The sequence below is a fragment of the uncultured Ruminococcus sp. genome, assembly GCF_934476685.1.
Taxonomy (GTDB): Bacteria; Bacillota; Clostridia; order Oscillospirales; family Ruminococcaceae; genus Hominimerdicola.
In genome coordinates this window covers 1-15,243 of record NZ_CAKSNX010000020.1, presented here as the reverse complement: position 1 = coordinate 15,243, position 15,243 = coordinate 1, and the positions used below count along the sequence as shown (strand labels likewise).

The window sequence follows — 15,243 nt, the reverse complement described above, 5'->3', positions numbered from 1 at the left end:
GTTATCTCTCTCCTGTTCAATTCAAAGCTTCCCATTCGGCTAAATAATTTCTGTACTATTTGGGGTTGACAATACAAAGAACTTGTGGGTAATTGATGAGCCTGCCGCTGAGGTGGTACGCAAGATTTTCAAGCTCTGCATTGCCGGCTACGGTCCGGTGCAAATTGCCCGTATCTTGACCGAACAGGGTATCCCTACGCCGACCGCCTACGCATTATCGCAAGGTCGTGACAACGGCAGACACAATGCTAAAACATACCGCTGGGGTGCAAACACGATCACCCATATTCTTGAGCGCCTTGAATACTGTGGTCACACGGTCAATTTCAGAACGAAAATGAAGTCCTACAAGGTTCACAAGATAGTCTATAATCCGCAGGACGAGTGGCAGATATTCGAGAATACGCAAGAGCCTATCATCAGCCAGCAAACCTTTGACTTGGTGCAGGAGCTTCGCAAGCACAAGCGCAGACCGCAGAAAATGCAGACGGTCAATCCCTTTGCAGGAATGGTGTACTGTGCCGACTGCGGAGAGAAGATGTACCTGAGCCGTCGCAAGAATGAGCGCCCTGAACAGGAACACATGAGATGCTCCACCTACGCAAAGGAACAGAACAAATGCACTGTGCATTATATCCGCACTTGTGTCCTCACCGAGATAGTCCTCGGTGAACTGAACAAGCTCCTTGCAATGGTCAAGGCTAATGAAGACGAGTTTATCCAGACCGCTATGAGCAATTCCGTTCAGCGGAAATCCTCGGAACTTACAAAAGCAAAGAAAACGCTGAAACAGGCTGAAAAGCGTATCGCTGAACTGGACAAGCTGTTCACAAGGCTCTATGAGGATAATGTCCTCGGCAGGCTCTCCGATGAGCGTTTCACAATGATGTCGGCAGGATATGAGGACGAACAGGCAAAGCTGAAAGCCACTGTTGCGGAACTTACAACCCTGATTGACGGTGCGGAACAGAAGTCCTCCGATGTTACCGCTTTTCTGAAAGTCGTACACAAGTATGAGCATATCGAAAAGCTCACGCCTGAGATCATGCACGAACTGGTTGACAAGATCATCGTCCACGAACCCGACAAGTCCAGCGGAAAGCGTGTGCAGGATATTGAGATACACTTCCGCTTTGATGTGGCGGTGTCCACGATTTCAGTTGAAACAGGTAAATATGGAAAAAAGGTCGCATAACCGACGATGTTATGCGACTACACTAAGGGAGAAAAAACTTCTATATCACTACTGTGCTTTCGCACCGGGATTATCATTACCGTAACCTTCCAGAAGGTTTACAACGCCCCATACACCGACACCTGCACCGATCAGGCAGATAACGCTCTTGAGTACGGTACAAGCAGTAGAAATGAAAGAAGAAGTATCAACAGCACCCGTGCCTGCTGCAAATGCCTGAGTTACACAGGTAGATGCCATAACGCCTGCGATCGTGCAGAACATGGTTGCCTTCTTTGCACCACGGGTGAGCTTAGAGAGCCACTTGTGCTTCGGTGCAGAGGCAGTGGCTGCTGTCTCCATTGTGGTTGCATCGACCGCAGAAATATTCAGTTCGTTCATAGGTAAAAAGTCTCCCTCAAAAAAATAAAGTAATAATTGTCCGCAGCTTCAACCGATTCTTTTTTTAGGCAATACCACACAAAGATCGTGCGGTATTGCCTTTATTCGGTTTCTTCACTGTCTGAGTTAAAAGCCGACATATATCTCTTTTTCTTCGGTTTCCTCAGATATTGCAGTACCAGCTTTATCTTTTTCTTTTGCTGATACTGTTGTAACTTCCTGTCCGGCGTTTGTCATATCCACACCATAAGCCGAAAAACGTTCTCCTTTGGGCAGTTTCAAACGCATCTCTCTTCGGTTACTCACATAGTTTTCGATGTTAAATTCCTGCTCAGGATTGTCATCTAACAGCATAGGGTACTGCTTATGACGGGTAATATCAAACTTGTCCGAGAAGAACGGACGCACTCCTCGCACTTGCAGGATACATTTACCGCCGTCCATGACCGCCAGTTCGTCCTGAGATTTCAGCTCTTTTCCGAGCTTCTGATAGTTCATTCCGTAGCTCTCCGATTGTCCACGGTTGGTAGAGGTGTTGAAACTGTCGATAGTTTCTTTACCGAGACTTTCGGATATCTCTTTCAGCGTGGACTTCTCCTTGCCGCCCAAAAACAGCATCGTATCACAGTTGCCTTCAATCGTATCTGCATTATCTTTATATATAGCCTTTAGCTGGCTCTTAGCTTGCAAGATGATCGACGCACTGATTTCACGGCTTCGGATCGTCGCTATGAGCTTCTCAAACTGCGGAATTTCACCAATATTCGCAAACTCATCTAACAAACAGCGTACATGATAGGTCAGCTTTCCACCCTTTGAATTGTCCGCTTTGGTACACAAAAGGTTGAATAGCTGGGAATACATGATAGCCACAAGAAAGTTGAATGTGGCATCAGTATCGGAGATGATGATAAAAAGTGCACTCAGCTCGTCACCGAGCTTGTCAAGGTGCAGCTCATCGTAGGAGGTGATCTCCAAGACCTCATCTATTGCAAAAGGTGCAAGTCGGGTGCTGCAGCTAATAAGGATAGACTTAGCTGTTTTTCCTGCCGCCAACTTATATGCCTTGTATTGTTTGAGTGCAAATGCACCCATTCGCCGTTGTTCGGCATCGGGTTTTGTTTCAAAGATGTCACCGTAATCTGCCATGACTTCGGGATCTTCGTGCTTTGTGCCGTTCAGCCAGCACTCCACGATCTCAAACTCAATGTCTATCGCATTCTTGAACTCCTCATCGTCCTCACGGCATTCCGAAGCGTTTATCATGTCGATCAGCGTTTCAAAGTTCCATTGATCTTCGGGGTACATAGCGAAAATAAGTGCAATATACGCAGTATAGAGCAGTTTCTCCGCTTTCACCCAAAAGTCATCGCCGGACGGCTGCTGAGAGGAAGAAGTGTTTTTGATAAGCACTTCCACGAATTTGAGAATGTCCTTCTCACGGTTTTTCTTTGAGATGTAAGCGAACGGATTGTAGTGCATCGACTTTGCGAAGTCAATGGTGTTGAACACTTTGATTTTGTAAGGCTCATAAACAGGGATATATCTGCCATTTTTGTCTTTGAGATAGTTTCCCTTATCGTCCCTGCGGTACACAACTTTTCCGTTAACTCTTTTCGGGCGGCCCCGTTCAAGCATCTTACCGCACTCTACAAGCACCGTGCCTTTCGGGTCGGTCACTACATAGGAGGAGTGCATCTGCATCAGGTTCGGCTTAACGAAAAATCGTGTCTTACCTGAACCTGAACCACCGATAACGAGGATATTTTTATTTCTCGCAAACTTCGGTGCAGAGGGCTTGCCCATTGTGAGAGATTCCGTCCGTGTGAGAATGACATTGTTTTCGGGGCAGGATAAGTCCATATACGGCTCAATATCCTTTTCACCGCCCCATACGGCAGAGCCGTACTCCTCACCCTGGCGGAACTTCTTCCTGTTTTTCGACTTGACGTAGAGGACGAGCCTCATTACTCCCGCCAAACCCAAGCCGATAAGAAGATCAAACGGGTGTAAACTTGGAAAGATTCTTGCAAATGCCACACCGAGATTACTCATGAAAGGCAGAAGCTTTTCCTGAAAGCCGTTGCCCTCAGCGGTTCGGTACGCAAAGCCGATCAGGTTACCCACATAAGAGAAAGCGACATAGGGAATAGTCTTGATGATCAGCTTTTTGAGTTTTCTCGTGTCGATCTGCAATTTGCAGACATTTCCTTTCTGTTGGTATCGGCATCAAAAATCGCTGTAAAAACATCATCGCCCCTTGCCCGTGGAACGGGTGTAGGCATGAAATAGCCGTAGATCATCGTCTGTTCTCCATTGTTTTCTCTCTCTGTTTCTGTTTGCAAGGTTTGCTCCGGAGTTTCTGAGCCTGCTGCTGCATCTGCTCACGAGTGAACTCACCACGCTTCTGCGATTTGCCCTGTCCCTTGCCGAGATACTCCGAAAATGCTCTCTTGAAATTTTCCGTTTTGGCAGCGGAAAAGAAAACATGATAGGTCGGCGGCTGGGTACTTTTATCTCTTTTCAAAGCAAAATCCACATCGTATTTTCGTGCGGTTTTCAGGAAATCCCCGATATTTCGGTCTGAAACCTCAATGCTGTCGAGCTTGGACGGCGACTTCGTCTGCAACTGCTTGTAGGTCATTCGCCCTTTTTTCTCTGCCTTGCCCGACATAAACTCCCGCAATGCCGATTTCAGCACATTAGCAGTCATTTTCTCCGCTTTAATCGAAATATCAATGGTTTTCTTCGCACCGTTCTCATAGTCCGAAGGCATCAGGCATCACCACCTTCGTCTGCGGTCGGCATCTCAAAAGTGGAAAATGCTTCACTCTGGAGCCAACGGGCAATATCGCCCTGGACACTCATCACCTTATCGTAGTCGGACGAGTGATAAAGCAGATTCTCCCTGTTGGTCACATCAGTACCAACAATGCAGTAAGCATCTTCCGTATGCTCATCATCGACACCGACAGAACGCACCTCGACGCTGACCGCAATCAGGTTATCGTAGTTGATGAGATCGCCCTCCGGTGTCAGAATAGACTTAGCCATGATCTTCACCTTCCTTTCCAAAAAGCTCATTTGCCGTCTTTCAAGCAGCTACGTCCGGTTTCTTATTCGCACCCATAGCCACCACCCCCTCTCAGGAACGTTCAGTCATCATAAACGCCAAAATCTCTTTTGACAGCATACTCAGCCCACCGTCCCTCAGCATTTTCCTTGAACCGCTTGCCGTTGGCTTCGTTGAACAGAGTGCTGATAAGATAACTCTCATAGTTTCGCACATTGTCTGCACGCTTCATCTGCTCAATCGCATTTTCAAGGACGTTTATATCAACCTTTAGCATAGTGGACTTGACAACTTCTCTGGGAAAATCCTGTCCGCAGATACGCTCTGTTTTCTTTCTGGAGCATATCCGCCGAACGATCATCTGAATGATCTCCTCAGCTTCTTCCTCATCACCGAGCCATTCTGCAAAGTAGGAAAAGTCGATGTTGTTTTTCACTACTTCGGTATAAATCTCTTTTTCGCAGATATATCCGTCAATCCGTCCGTCTGTCTGTCTTTCAGCAGCTTTTTCGCTGTCGGAGTGGGATTGATCGATAGATACTTGATCACTCCGTATTTGATTATTATTTATTATCTTCTTAGTATTTATTTGCCCCTGATTTTCTACCGCTTGTTTTTCTATGGGTAGAATTTCAAGGGGTAGATTTTCTATGCCTTGTTTTTCTGCCCCTTGCGGTGCTTTTTTTACGGAGCTTACTTTGGCATATGTATCATCATCGTCCTGGTCAGCATCAGGCGTATCTTTTTCGGAATACTCATAGAAGTCATAGACATACTCGATCCGACCGCTGTTCGTTTCATTCGGCATCAGCTTAGTCACATTGAGATACCCCCAATGCTTCAGTTCGTCCAATGCTGCCTTGATTGCTGTTTCTTTCTCTTTGCAGATCGCAGTCAGACCTGAGATAGAGTAATCCCAATTCTCCGGCAAGGAAAGAACTTTACTCAGAAGTCCGATCGCTTTCAGACTGAGGTTCGTTGACCGCAGATGATAGTTGCTCATTACGGTATAGTTTGCATTTTTATTGACACGGCACACCGATGACGGTGTTGTTTTGACCTTTTTTGTTTTCTTAGCAGACATATCCATTCACCTCCTGTTTTCAGCTCAAGCGAGCTTCATTTGCGTGATCCTGAGCTTATTGACCATATAGGTCTTACCGCTGCATCGGAGGTAGCCTGCATCGTAAAGTTCGTTCAGAGCGTTCCTGATAGTTCTCAGAGAATCATTCTCAAAGAACGGACAAAGCTCCTTTGCGGTATGATAGTCTGTATCGGGAAAATTGAGCATTCTCAGCAGAATAGCTGTTGCTTCGCAGGACAGCTTGTCATCGCTGATCGTGATGATTTGGCGTTCAGACATAAAAAACCTCCTATTTTTCATTACGCATAACTAAAACAGCAGACGTGATATTCGATTTTCAGGCATAAAAATAGCGGACAACGCTCCAATTATATGGAACATCGTCCGCTGAATGATTGCTTTTTTGATTGAATTTTAGAGGTCAAAAGCACAGATCCGCTTTATCTGTAACAATAGATTATCATTTTCTTGTGTGGCAAATACACGAGACATTTCCTATCCTTTGTGCCAATTTCTTCTACAAAAATCGGCATTTTTCGCAGGGAACTAAATTTATTTCGTGTGTCTACCGTAGGTCTACCAAGTCAAGTTATCGGCTTTTGTCTACCACAAATCTACCGAAAGTCTACCAAAAAACATGGTTTTTTATGATTCTTGAAAGCTGCTGTAATTCGGTGTTTTTCAATTTTTGATACTCAAAAAGCTCGAAAAATCGGGCACAAAAGGGAACAAAAGACCACAAAAGAAATTAAAACGCTTCACCGATTTAAAGACTTAAAATCCCTCGGAGTAAAATCCGTACCGGTTCAAGTCCGGTTAGCGGCACCAAATAATAAGCGTAGTTCGAGGAATCGAGAACTGCGCTTATTATTTTTTTGCTTTAAGGTGGCGCAATCGGACTTGAACCGTGTTCAACGTCGGTTAGCGGCGCAAATAATAGGTGTAGTTTAAGAAATTGAGAACTGCACTTATTATTTTTTTGCTTTAAGGTGGCGCCCTGTGTGTAAATGAAGTGCGAAGAACAACAGCATTATTTATTACGAAGATGCGGTGGAGTATCAGTAGGATTGATCTAAGTACTGCTACCGCTTTTTTAGGCTTGACATAATTTGCGTAGCATGATAAAATTATGAAAATACCATTTGGGAGATATAATTATGAATGGAATTGATAGTAGTTCAATTATGAAAGAACTATCAGGTGAAAGAAATCTGTTTCATTCTGAAGCTGACTTTCAATTTGCATTAGCATGGAAAATTCAACAAAAATATTCTGATGCAAAAGTTCGGTTAGAGTACTGTCTGAATTTGAATAATAGAGCTATGCACATTGATATTGTAGTTTTCGTGGGTAGAAAAATAATTCCTATAGAATTGAAATATAAAACAAGATGTAAAACGAACAAATGTAATGAAGTAAATATAGATGGAGAAATATATATCCTAAAAAAATCATGGTGCTCAGGATATGGGTAGGTATGACTTCGTTAAAGATATTAAACGTATTGAAACTATAATTGATTCAACAAAGTCAGATTACGGTGATTTTAAATATACAATTGTAAAGATATAACATAAGGAGAACTGATTAATTGCCTAAACTAATAGTAACAAGTCGCTATTTGAAAAGCGACTCAAAGAAAAAATCTTTCAAACTATGTAAAGTAAATTGCAATTCGAGAGTGTTCAGTATTTACAGAAGATAAAAACGATCAAGTTGCTGCTTTTCCCTGTGACCAACGCAGATATGGTGTTCGATAAGGAAACGCTGTATGAGCGGATATGGGGTATGGACGCATTGGGGGACAATGCAACTGTGGCAGTCCATATCAACAGACTTCGTGAAAAGATAGAGGACGATCCGTCAGATCCGCACTACATAGAAACTGTGTGGGGCGCAGGATATCGTTTCAAGGCGTAGGTGATAAATTATGTGGCTGACGTTTGCGTTTGGTTCAGCTTTTTTTGCGGGAGTTACCGCTATTTTAGCAAAGATAGGTATAAAAAATACCGACTCTACGGCGGCGACTGCCATAAGGACGATAATCATACTGATCTTTTCATGGCTCATGGCATTCATTACGGGCGGAGTTCATGAGATAGGGAGTATTACAGGGAAAACGCTGCTGTTTCTTATCCTGTCGGGACTTGCGACAGGCGGCAGCTGGCTTTGCTACTTCAAGGCTTTGCAGATAGGTGATGTGAACAAGGTAGCGCCTATTGATAAATCAAGTACGGTGCTGACTATGCTGCTTGCTTTTATCGTACTTGGCGAAAAGCTGAGTGCTTTGAAGATAGTATGTATGCTCCTTATTGCGGCAGGTACATATCTTATGATAACCAAAAAGCAGTCGGACAAGGAAACCAAAGGATTCGGCTGGTTCTGGTATGCGGCTTTTTCGGCAGTGTTTGCGAGCCTTACGTCGATACTTGGCAAAATAGGAATAAGCGGTATCGACTCAAATCTCGGAACGGCTATAAGAACAGTTGTGGTGCTTATCATGGCTTGGATAATGGTCTTTGTAACGGGAAAACAGGGTGAACTCAAGGATATCGGCAAACGGAATCTGCTGTTTATCTGCTTGTCGGGACTGACTACGGGATTATCGTGGCTTTGCTACTACAAGGCTTTGCAGGACGGTCAGGCGAGCGTCGTTGTTCCTATCGACAAGCTGAGCATACTTGTGACAATAGTATTTTCTTATTTTGTGCTTAGAGAAAAGCTTACGAAAAAAGCTGTTCTCGGTCTTATCCTGATGACGGCGGGAACATTGCTGCTGGTAATATGATATTTAGGTTCAATGCGTACACTTTCGGGTGTGCGCATTTTTTTACACAAGTTTTAACTTCATTTTATCTCCTGTTTAACATTAGGGTAGTTTCAGTTTATCATAGTGGGGTATAATAATATCAGAAAACAGAGGAGGGCAAGATGAAAATGAAAGTACTTATTACGACTGATTGTTATGTACCTATGATAAACGGTGTTGTTACATCTATACTTAATCTCGAAAATGAACTGCGCAGACGTGGGCATGAGGTAAAAATACTTTGCCCGTCCGAAAACATTCATTGCACAGACAGCGAAGATGTATGCAGGATAGGTTCGGTAAGCGTGAACAAGATATACAGCGGAGCAAGGGCGGCTTTGTGCATACGTCAGAAAAATTTGCAGAAAATAATAGACTGGAAGCCTGACATTATCCACTCTCAGTCGGAATTTACATCTTTTATAATGGCGAAAAAGATAGTGGCTGAGGTCGGCTGCCCGATCATACACACTTACCATACGGTCTATGAAAACTATACCCATTATTTCTCGCCGAGCATTACGCTGGGGCGGAAGGCGGTAAGTATGATGACGAGAAGGCTGCTTGACCACACGCAGGCGGTCATTGCCCCAAGCTGCAAGATAGAAAAAATGCTTAAAGGCTACGGCGTACAGCAGCCTATACAGGTAATACCGACAGGACTGCATCTTGAAAAGTTTTCCGAGGATATACCGCAGGAAACCATAGACGAACTGAAGAAAAGCCTTTGCATACCGCTTAACAGCAGGGTACTTATCACGATAGGCAGGGCGGCGAAGGAGAAAAATATCGGCGAGCTTATCAGATATTTCAAGCGGCTTGATATGGAGAATACGGTTTTTGTAATAGTCGGCGGAGGACCTTATCTAAGTACGCTAAAAGAGCTTGCTGAAACCGAGGGAGTATCCGAAAGAGTTATTTTCACAGGAGCGGTCGCTCCCGACAGGATAGCGGCATATTACAAAATGGGAGATATATTTTTAAGTGCATCTCAGAGCGAAACTCAGGGATTGACATATATTGAGGCGCTGGCAAGCGGGCTTCCTGCGGTATGCAGAAAAGATGACTGTCTGAACGGAGTTATCTCAGATGGTGAAAACGGAGGACAGTATACAGACTTTGATGAATTTAAACAGCTGACGGAGAATATTCTTGATAGTAAAGAGATGTATAGGGAAATGTCTGAAAATGCAGTTAAGACTGCGCAAAGATATTCTGCTGAGGAATTTGCAAAGAATATAGAAAGCCTGTACAAAGATGTATTGGAAAAGAGGGAACGTTATGAAGCTGAGGACGCATTTCATGATTGCGAAAATTGCGGCTGAAAACAGCGGCTTTTCATTCTGGGAAAGGAATATATTCTGTATCGGTTCACTTATACCCGATCTGTCGCCGATGCAGTTCATACACCGTCATTTTTATGCAAGCTCCGGTGAATATGTTCAGAAAAAGCTGGAGCATTTATCGGGGAGAAACTCGTTTTATGCACTGCTGACTTACGGCAAAATGGCGCATTATGTAAGCGACTTCTGCTGTTCGGTTCATGCCGACAATAAGATAGGCAATGTGCGTGAACATATTATTTATGAGCGTGAGCTTAACCAATATACTGTGAAAAACTATGAGAGGCTGAAAAAAGAATGCGCTGTATTCGGCAGGAGTCAGGAGCTGACAGGTGTGCTGAAAGGTTATTTTAACAGCAAAAGATATGATTTTGATACAGATCTGACCTTTGCGGTAAGAGCGTCAATGGGAGTGTGCGTGAAAGCATACTGTCCGAGGAAAACACATACCCCTGCCGCAGATACCGGTATTTCATATGGCCGCAATAATTCGGTGATACAGCCATAGAGTTCATGATATTTATGATATTATAAAAGCCGTGCTGATGTGTTGCGTCAGTACGGCTTGTTTTTTTATTTATTGCTTTAATTCCTGTTCAAGTTCGGCGGAAAGTGCGAGCATTTGTGCGGAAAGTTCCTTTTTGTCCGCATCGTCAGAACCTGCCATTCCGTTTCCTGCGGTGAAAAGTCTTTTCGCCTGACGGGAGATATAGGCTTTTCCGTCCTCGGAGGAAGAGTCCACCGATCCGCAGTAAAGATATCTTAGTCCGCATTTGTATTCGGGTTCAGCACCTGTGAAATGGCACTGTATCACCGAATATGTGAATTTACCTTCGCAGCAGGGGAGTTCTTTTGTTACCTCAAAGCCGTTTTCGTAAAGCCATTTTCTCAGCACGTCCCATTTTGTCATAGGCTGGAGAACAAGGTTCACTGAGGGATCTTTTATCCAGTCACAGTCGGAAAGGATAGCCGAGATAAGCTCTCCTCCCATTCCTGCGATGACAACGTCGGTTATGCCGTCAGAGGGGACATTTTTCAGTCCGTCTGAAAGAACAGGCTGTATTTTGTCGGATAGTCCCTGCGAATTTATATGCTGTCTTGCGCTTTCCAGCGGCATTGGGGCAACGTCACAGGCATATGCTTTGTCGCACAGTCCCTCTGTTACCATATAGCACGGCAGATAGCCATGGTCTGTTCCTATATCGGCAATTATTCTGCCTTTGCAAAGTCTGACGCAGGTCAAAAGCCTTTTATCCATAAAATTCCGTCCTTTATACATTAAATCAGCCGTAACCCTTACAGGACTGCGGCTGAAAAGTGATATTATTTTATCTTATGAATTTATGATAGTATCATAAGTTTACTTTGCGAAATGAGCGTTGAGCTTTGCTACCATATCATCGCAGCTTACACCATGTACCTCGCAAGCCTGTTCGAGAGTTTCTCCTCTTGAAGCAGGGCAGTAAAGGCAATGCATACCCATTTCCATAAAGAATGGAGCTGTATTTTCGTCAGCGTCCATAATATCGCCGATAATTGTATCCTTAGTTACTGTAAATGCCATTTTAAAGTCCTCCTATCAGAAATTTATACTTATAGTATAACCTATTTTTCAACTAAAAGCAAGAGGGAAAAGAGTGAAAAGAGCGAAAATAATTAAAACGATAAAAATCAGAAAAGGCTCTTTACTGCGCTGGATATTCTTTCTGCGATATAAGGGTTATTCATTGTATAAAGGTGGATACCGTTTACGCCGTTTGCAATAAGGTCTACGATCTGTGAAACTGCATATGCGATACCTGCATCTCTCATTGCCACAGGGTTGTCCTCATATTTTTCCATAATGGTGACGAATTTTTTAGGCAGCTTTGCGTGGCAGAGAGTTACCATTCTTTCTATCTGCTTGCGGTTTGTAACAGGCATTATTCCTGCTTCGATTGGAACATTTATGCCTGCGATAGCTGTTTTTTCTCTGAATGAATAGAAATCCTCATTGTCAAAGAAAAGCTGGGAGATGAGCTGTGAGCAGCCTGCGTCTACCTTTTCTTTAAGGTGGTGGATATCCTCGACAATAGACGGTGCTTCAGGGTGTCCCTCCGGATAGCAAGCGCCTATGATATTGAAGTCGCCGTGCTGTTTGATAAAATCAACAAGCTCAGAGGCATACTTAAAATCATTCTTTGGTTCTATATCGGGGTTTATATCACCACGGAGGGCAAGGATATTTTCTATGCCGCACTTTTTCATTTCCTCAAGTTCAGAGAGGACCTTTTCTTTTGTAAGGTTTATGCATGGAAGATGCGCAACAGCCTCGATACCATATTTGTTCTTTATTACGTCGCATATGCTTATGGTCGCATTGTTTGTGCTTCCGCCTGCGCCGTATGTAACGCTGATAAAATCAGGATTGAGTGGGGAAAGTCCGTCTATGGTCTTGTAAATGCTTTCAACAGGTGTTGTGCTTTTCGGTGGGAATACCTCAAAGGACAGCGTGGATTTTGTTTCAAAAAGCTTGCTGGTATTCATTATTTTAACTCCTTTATTTGTAATCATTATATCTTATATCAGTTAACCTAGTATATTGATATGAATTAAGTATTTATATTATAGCACAAAAATCTGATATAGGCAATAACTTTATTGTTATAAAATGATATAGTTTTAAACTATGGCTGAATATTTCTGACTGAAAGCGAATCAGTAAACCATAATGTCAAGCTGGCTGCGGATATCCTCTGTGGATAGGGCGGAAAGCTCTTCATTCTTTGGTATGGTCACTGTAACAGGTCTGCTGCCATGAACATCGAACCAGTTGTCGGAGAAGATAACGTCATAGTCCTTTAATGAAAGGCAGACGCTCTTTGTATAATTTTCAGCTGTGAATGTAAGTTCAAAGCTGTCTGTATTATCCTTGACTTCAAATGAAAGTCCTGACGGGAGAAATTCAAAATTCTTCGGGCGCACAAAGAGCGTAGTTGAGCAGGAGATCATCTCGCCGTCACGTTCAAGGGTGTATTCGATATACATTGTACGCTTGTCTGAATCTGAGCGGATATATTCGGAGAGGTCAGGCTGCATAACGTTTTTGGCGCTGACGGCTGGAACGGAAACTTCTTCTGTAAACTCGGCTAATATCTCGGACTTGTTGTTTCTCAGACGGCAGGATACTGTGAGAGCCTGTTCGCTAGGAGTTTCATTTGAGATATTCAGCACAGGTCTTAACGGGTCGGTATCGTCTGCGGAGAGGAGTACAGGGGCATAGAATTTTCTTGCGTAATAATGCAGACCTTTCCAGCGTCCGAAATAGTCTATTCCTGCCCAGCTTATAACAGGGTTGGAGTCATTTATCTGCCAGTAGGCTGAACCCATACATCTTCCTCTTGCTCTTCTCATATGCTCCACATTTGAGCGTATGCAGTCCGCCTGCACTATCTGTGAACAGTAGATAAGACGCTTGAAATCATATGGATAATTGACCATCTGAGCGAGATAGTACATTATCTTCTCATTGCCCTGTGTGCATTTCTGATGAGCCTCCATAACATTTGAACAGAGATCAAAATCTCCCTTAGATTCGTCAGCAAAGCTGCGGATAGTTTTTATATCGGGGAGAGATTCAAAACCGTATTCAGAGCAGAAACGGTAGTAGAATTCTCTGAAAGCCTCGATAGGCTTGAAGTTGTGCCATACGTCCCAGTAATGCATATCGCCTGCGTGGTTTGAAGATGCGTCCATAAAGCCGCCGCCGGATGAAGGTGATGAAGGCCAATAGAAGGTATTTCCCGCAGGGTCGAGCTTTTTGAGTATATTCGGTATGATGTCCTCAAAGAGAATGATATAGTCACGCTTTGCCTCTCTGTCCTCTGGCAGTCCCCAGTATTCCCAAGCGGACTCAACTTCGTTATTTCCGCACCACAGACCGAGGGAGGCATGATTTCTCAGACGGATAACGTTGTCCTCTATCTCCTTTGAAACGGCAGTTCTGAATTCATCTGTAAGGAGATAAGCGGAGCAAGCGAACATAAAGTCCTGCCATACGATAATTCCGTTTTCGTCGCACCAGTCATAGAAATAGCTGTCGGGGTAATATCCGCCGCCCCATACTCGAATGAAATTATAGTTTGCAGCCTTGCAGTCGTCAAGGAGTTTTAATGTTCTTTCCTTTGAGCAGCGTGAAACTATCTGATCTTCGGGGATATAGTTACCGCCCATGGCAAAGATCTTTACACCATTATTTATAAAGCAGAACTCTTCGCCCCATTCGTCCTTTTCCTGCGAGATAGTAAGTGTGCGCAGACCGATACGCTGGGAGTCAAAGTCAAGGACGTTTCCGCTTTCGTCGCACAGCTCAACAGTACAATTATATAAAGGCTGCTCTCCAAAGCCGTTTACCCACCAAAGCTGAGGATCATCTATTTTGACCTGAACATAGCCGTCGGTAATATCTGAAACAGTTTCAGAACCGTCAGGGGAAGTTATTCTAAGGCGCAGCTTGCATGGACTTTTCCATACATTAAAGTCAACGCAGCAGCTGAGGAGAACAGAGCCGTCGGTGTGTTCCTGCGAATAGTAAACGCTGTTAATTTTGCCGCTGTTGAAGAAATTCAGTGTAACATCACGGAGTATGCCCATATCAGGGAGTACAGGACCCCAGTCCCAGCCGAACATACAATGAGCTTTTCTTATATGAGGATAGCCTGCCATAGTCATATCCTGTCCCCAGAGCGGACGTTCAGCCTGCTTTTCGGCACAGTACCTGTTAGGCGAATGTATCTTTACAATGAGAGTATTGCTGCCAGCAGTAAGCTTGTCCGAAACAGGAAATTCCCATGTGCAGTGCATATTATTTGAATAGAACAGCTTTTCCCCATTAAGAATAACATCGGCGAGAGTATCTATGCAGTCAAAGCGCAGAATGATCTTGTCGGCGGCAAGCTGATATTCGGTAATATCAAAATGCTTTTCAAAGGTATAGTCATCATCACAGACCTGTGTTGAGATATATTCATTCTCACGATAATATGGGTCGGGAATGATCTTATTTTCGAGAAGAGTTTTATAGACTGAGCAGGGAACTGAACAGGAGAATTTATCTGCACTGTTCTCCTTATACATCAGCCAGTTATCATTAAGGTATATTTTCATATAAGGACCTCCGTAATAATCAATAAAACTATTATGATGTATATACAGCCAAAAGTCAAGAGAGATTTGGTGAAAAAAGATGAAAAGAAACGAAAAGCGGCATATATAAGGTATATAATATAAGAGAAACAATAGCTTTTCGCCAAGGCGCACAATAAAGGCAACAAAAGTTACAAAAAACTATAAAAAACGCAGAAGCTTGGAAAAAGAGTT

13 protein-coding genes and 3 pseudogenes are annotated in these 15,243 nt (G+C 43.6%); 6 read left to right on the top strand and 10 right to left on the bottom strand.

Going from position 1 to position 15,243, the window contains the following annotated elements:
* Positions 1–76 precede the first annotated feature (76 nt).
* Positions 77–1,195, top strand: a pseudogene (locus Q0E19_RS11160) (recombinase family protein); the annotation flags it as partial.
* A 51-nt stretch (positions 1,196–1,246) separates the two neighbouring features.
* On the opposite strand, the pseudogene Q0E19_RS11955 reads toward Q0E19_RS11160, so the two are convergent.
* From Q0E19_RS11955 to Q0E19_RS11130, 6 genes and pseudogenes are all read right to left on the bottom strand, one after another.
* Positions 1,247–1,369 (bottom strand): annotated as a pseudogene (locus Q0E19_RS11955) (Maff2 family mobile element protein); the annotation flags it as partial.
* A gap of 333 nt (positions 1,370–1,702) precedes the next feature.
* The gene (locus Q0E19_RS11150; RefSeq protein ID WP_365905068.1) at positions 1,703–3,766 is read right to left on the bottom strand and encodes a VirD4-like conjugal transfer protein, CD1115 family; all 2,064 of its coding nucleotides are present in this window, start codon (positions 3,764–3,766) and stop codon (positions 1,703–1,705) included.
* A gap of 109 nt (positions 3,767–3,875) precedes the next feature.
* On the bottom strand, positions 3,876–4,352 hold the full coding sequence (locus Q0E19_RS11145) for a PcfB family protein (protein WP_294409611.1): 477 nt from the start codon (positions 4,350–4,352) through the stop codon (positions 3,876–3,878).
* The gene (locus Q0E19_RS11140) at positions 4,352–4,630 is read right to left on the bottom strand and encodes a hypothetical protein (protein WP_294409610.1); all 279 of its coding nucleotides are present in this window, start codon (positions 4,628–4,630) and stop codon (positions 4,352–4,354) included. The genes Q0E19_RS11145 and Q0E19_RS11140 overlap by 1 nt, the downstream gene beginning before the upstream one ends.
* Before the next feature lie 101 nt (positions 4,631–4,731).
* Positions 4,732–5,733: a DUF6017 domain-containing protein gene (locus Q0E19_RS11135; protein ID WP_294409609.1), complete on the bottom strand. Its 1,002-nt coding sequence runs from the start codon at positions 5,731–5,733 to the stop codon at positions 4,732–4,734.
* Positions 5,734–5,757: 24 nt separating this feature from the next.
* Complete coding sequence (locus Q0E19_RS11130) at positions 5,758–6,012, bottom strand: hypothetical protein (RefSeq protein WP_294409608.1); 255 nt, start codon at positions 6,010–6,012, stop codon at positions 5,758–5,760.
* A gap of 878 nt (positions 6,013–6,890) precedes the next feature.
* Between Q0E19_RS11130 and Q0E19_RS11125 the strand changes: the two genes are divergently transcribed.
* From Q0E19_RS11125 to Q0E19_RS11105, 5 genes and pseudogenes are all read left to right on the top strand, one after another.
* A complete protein-coding gene (locus tag Q0E19_RS11125; protein ID WP_294409607.1) occupies positions 6,891–7,208 on the top strand; it encodes a hypothetical protein in 318 nt (105 codons plus the stop codon).
* A gap of 238 nt (positions 7,209–7,446) precedes the next feature.
* A pseudogene (locus Q0E19_RS11120) lies at positions 7,447–7,653 on the top strand (helix-turn-helix domain-containing protein); the annotation flags it as partial.
* 10 nt (positions 7,654–7,663) lie between these two features.
* Positions 7,664–8,521, top strand: coding sequence for an EamA family transporter (locus tag Q0E19_RS11115; RefSeq protein ID WP_294409605.1), 858 nt, complete (start codon positions 7,664–7,666; stop codon positions 8,519–8,521).
* 149 nt (positions 8,522–8,670) lie between these two features.
* The gene (locus Q0E19_RS11110) at positions 8,671–9,867 is read left to right on the top strand and encodes a glycosyltransferase family 4 protein (protein ID WP_294409604.1); all 1,197 of its coding nucleotides are present in this window, start codon (positions 8,671–8,673) and stop codon (positions 9,865–9,867) included.
* Positions 9,845–10,393, top strand: coding sequence for a zinc dependent phospholipase C family protein (locus Q0E19_RS11105; RefSeq protein WP_294409603.1), 549 nt, complete (start codon positions 9,845–9,847; stop codon positions 10,391–10,393). The genes Q0E19_RS11110 and Q0E19_RS11105 overlap by 23 nt, the downstream gene beginning before the upstream one ends.
* Positions 10,394–10,462: 69 nt before the next feature.
* On the opposite strand, the gene Q0E19_RS11100 is transcribed toward Q0E19_RS11105, so the two are convergent.
* From Q0E19_RS11100 to Q0E19_RS11085, 4 genes are all read right to left on the bottom strand, one after another.
* Complete coding sequence (locus tag Q0E19_RS11100; RefSeq protein ID WP_294409602.1) at positions 10,463–11,143, bottom strand: class I SAM-dependent methyltransferase; 681 nt, start codon at positions 11,141–11,143, stop codon at positions 10,463–10,465.
* A 102-nt stretch (positions 11,144–11,245) separates the two neighbouring features.
* Entirely contained in the window at positions 11,246–11,449 is a 204-nt protein-coding gene (locus tag Q0E19_RS11095; protein ID WP_294409601.1) for a DUF1858 domain-containing protein, read from the bottom strand.
* Between the two features lie 107 nt (positions 11,450–11,556).
* A complete protein-coding gene (metF, locus tag Q0E19_RS11090) occupies positions 11,557–12,411 on the bottom strand; it encodes a methylenetetrahydrofolate reductase [NAD(P)H] (protein ID WP_294409600.1) in 855 nt (284 codons plus the stop codon).
* A 171-nt stretch (positions 12,412–12,582) separates the two neighbouring features.
* Positions 12,583–15,030, bottom strand: a complete 2,448-nt coding sequence (locus Q0E19_RS11085) for a glycoside hydrolase family 2 protein (protein WP_294409599.1) — start codon at positions 15,028–15,030, stop codon at positions 12,583–12,585.
* Positions 15,031–15,243 lie beyond the last annotated feature (213 nt).

Coding starts and splice junctions, on each gene's coding strand:
- metF (WP_294409600.1), bottom strand. CDS start 12,411: ATGAATACCAGCAAGCTTTTTGAAACAAAATCCACGCTGTCCTTTGAG.
- Q0E19_RS11085 (WP_294409599.1), bottom strand. CDS start 15,030: ATGAAAATATACCTTAATGATAACTGGCTGATGTATAAGGAGAACAGT.
- Q0E19_RS11110 (WP_294409604.1), top strand. CDS start 8,671: ATGAAAGTACTTATTACGACTGATTGTTATGTACCTATGATAAACGGT.
- Q0E19_RS11125 (WP_294409607.1), top strand. CDS start 6,891: ATGAATGGAATTGATAGTAGTTCAATTATGAAAGAACTATCAGGTGAA.
- Q0E19_RS11105 (WP_294409603.1), top strand. CDS start 9,845: ATGATTGCGAAAATTGCGGCTGAAAACAGCGGCTTTTCATTCTGGGAA.
- Q0E19_RS11135 (WP_294409609.1), bottom strand. CDS start 5,733: ATGTCTGCTAAGAAAACAAAAAAGGTCAAAACAACACCGTCATCGGTG.
- Q0E19_RS11145 (WP_294409611.1), bottom strand. CDS start 4,352: ATGCCTTCGGACTATGAGAACGGTGCGAAGAAAACCATTGATATTTCG.
- Q0E19_RS11095 (WP_294409601.1), bottom strand. CDS start 11,449: ATGGCATTTACAGTAACTAAGGATACAATTATCGGCGATATTATGGAC.
- Q0E19_RS11130 (WP_294409608.1), bottom strand. CDS start 6,012: ATGTCTGAACGCCAAATCATCACGATCAGCGATGACAAGCTGTCCTGC.
- Q0E19_RS11100 (WP_294409602.1), bottom strand. CDS start 11,143: ATGGATAAAAGGCTTTTGACCTGCGTCAGACTTTGCAAAGGCAGAATA.
- Q0E19_RS11140 (WP_294409610.1), bottom strand. CDS start 4,630: ATGGCTAAGTCTATTCTGACACCGGAGGGCGATCTCATCAACTACGAT.
- Q0E19_RS11115 (WP_294409605.1), top strand. CDS start 7,664: ATGTGGCTGACGTTTGCGTTTGGTTCAGCTTTTTTTGCGGGAGTTACC.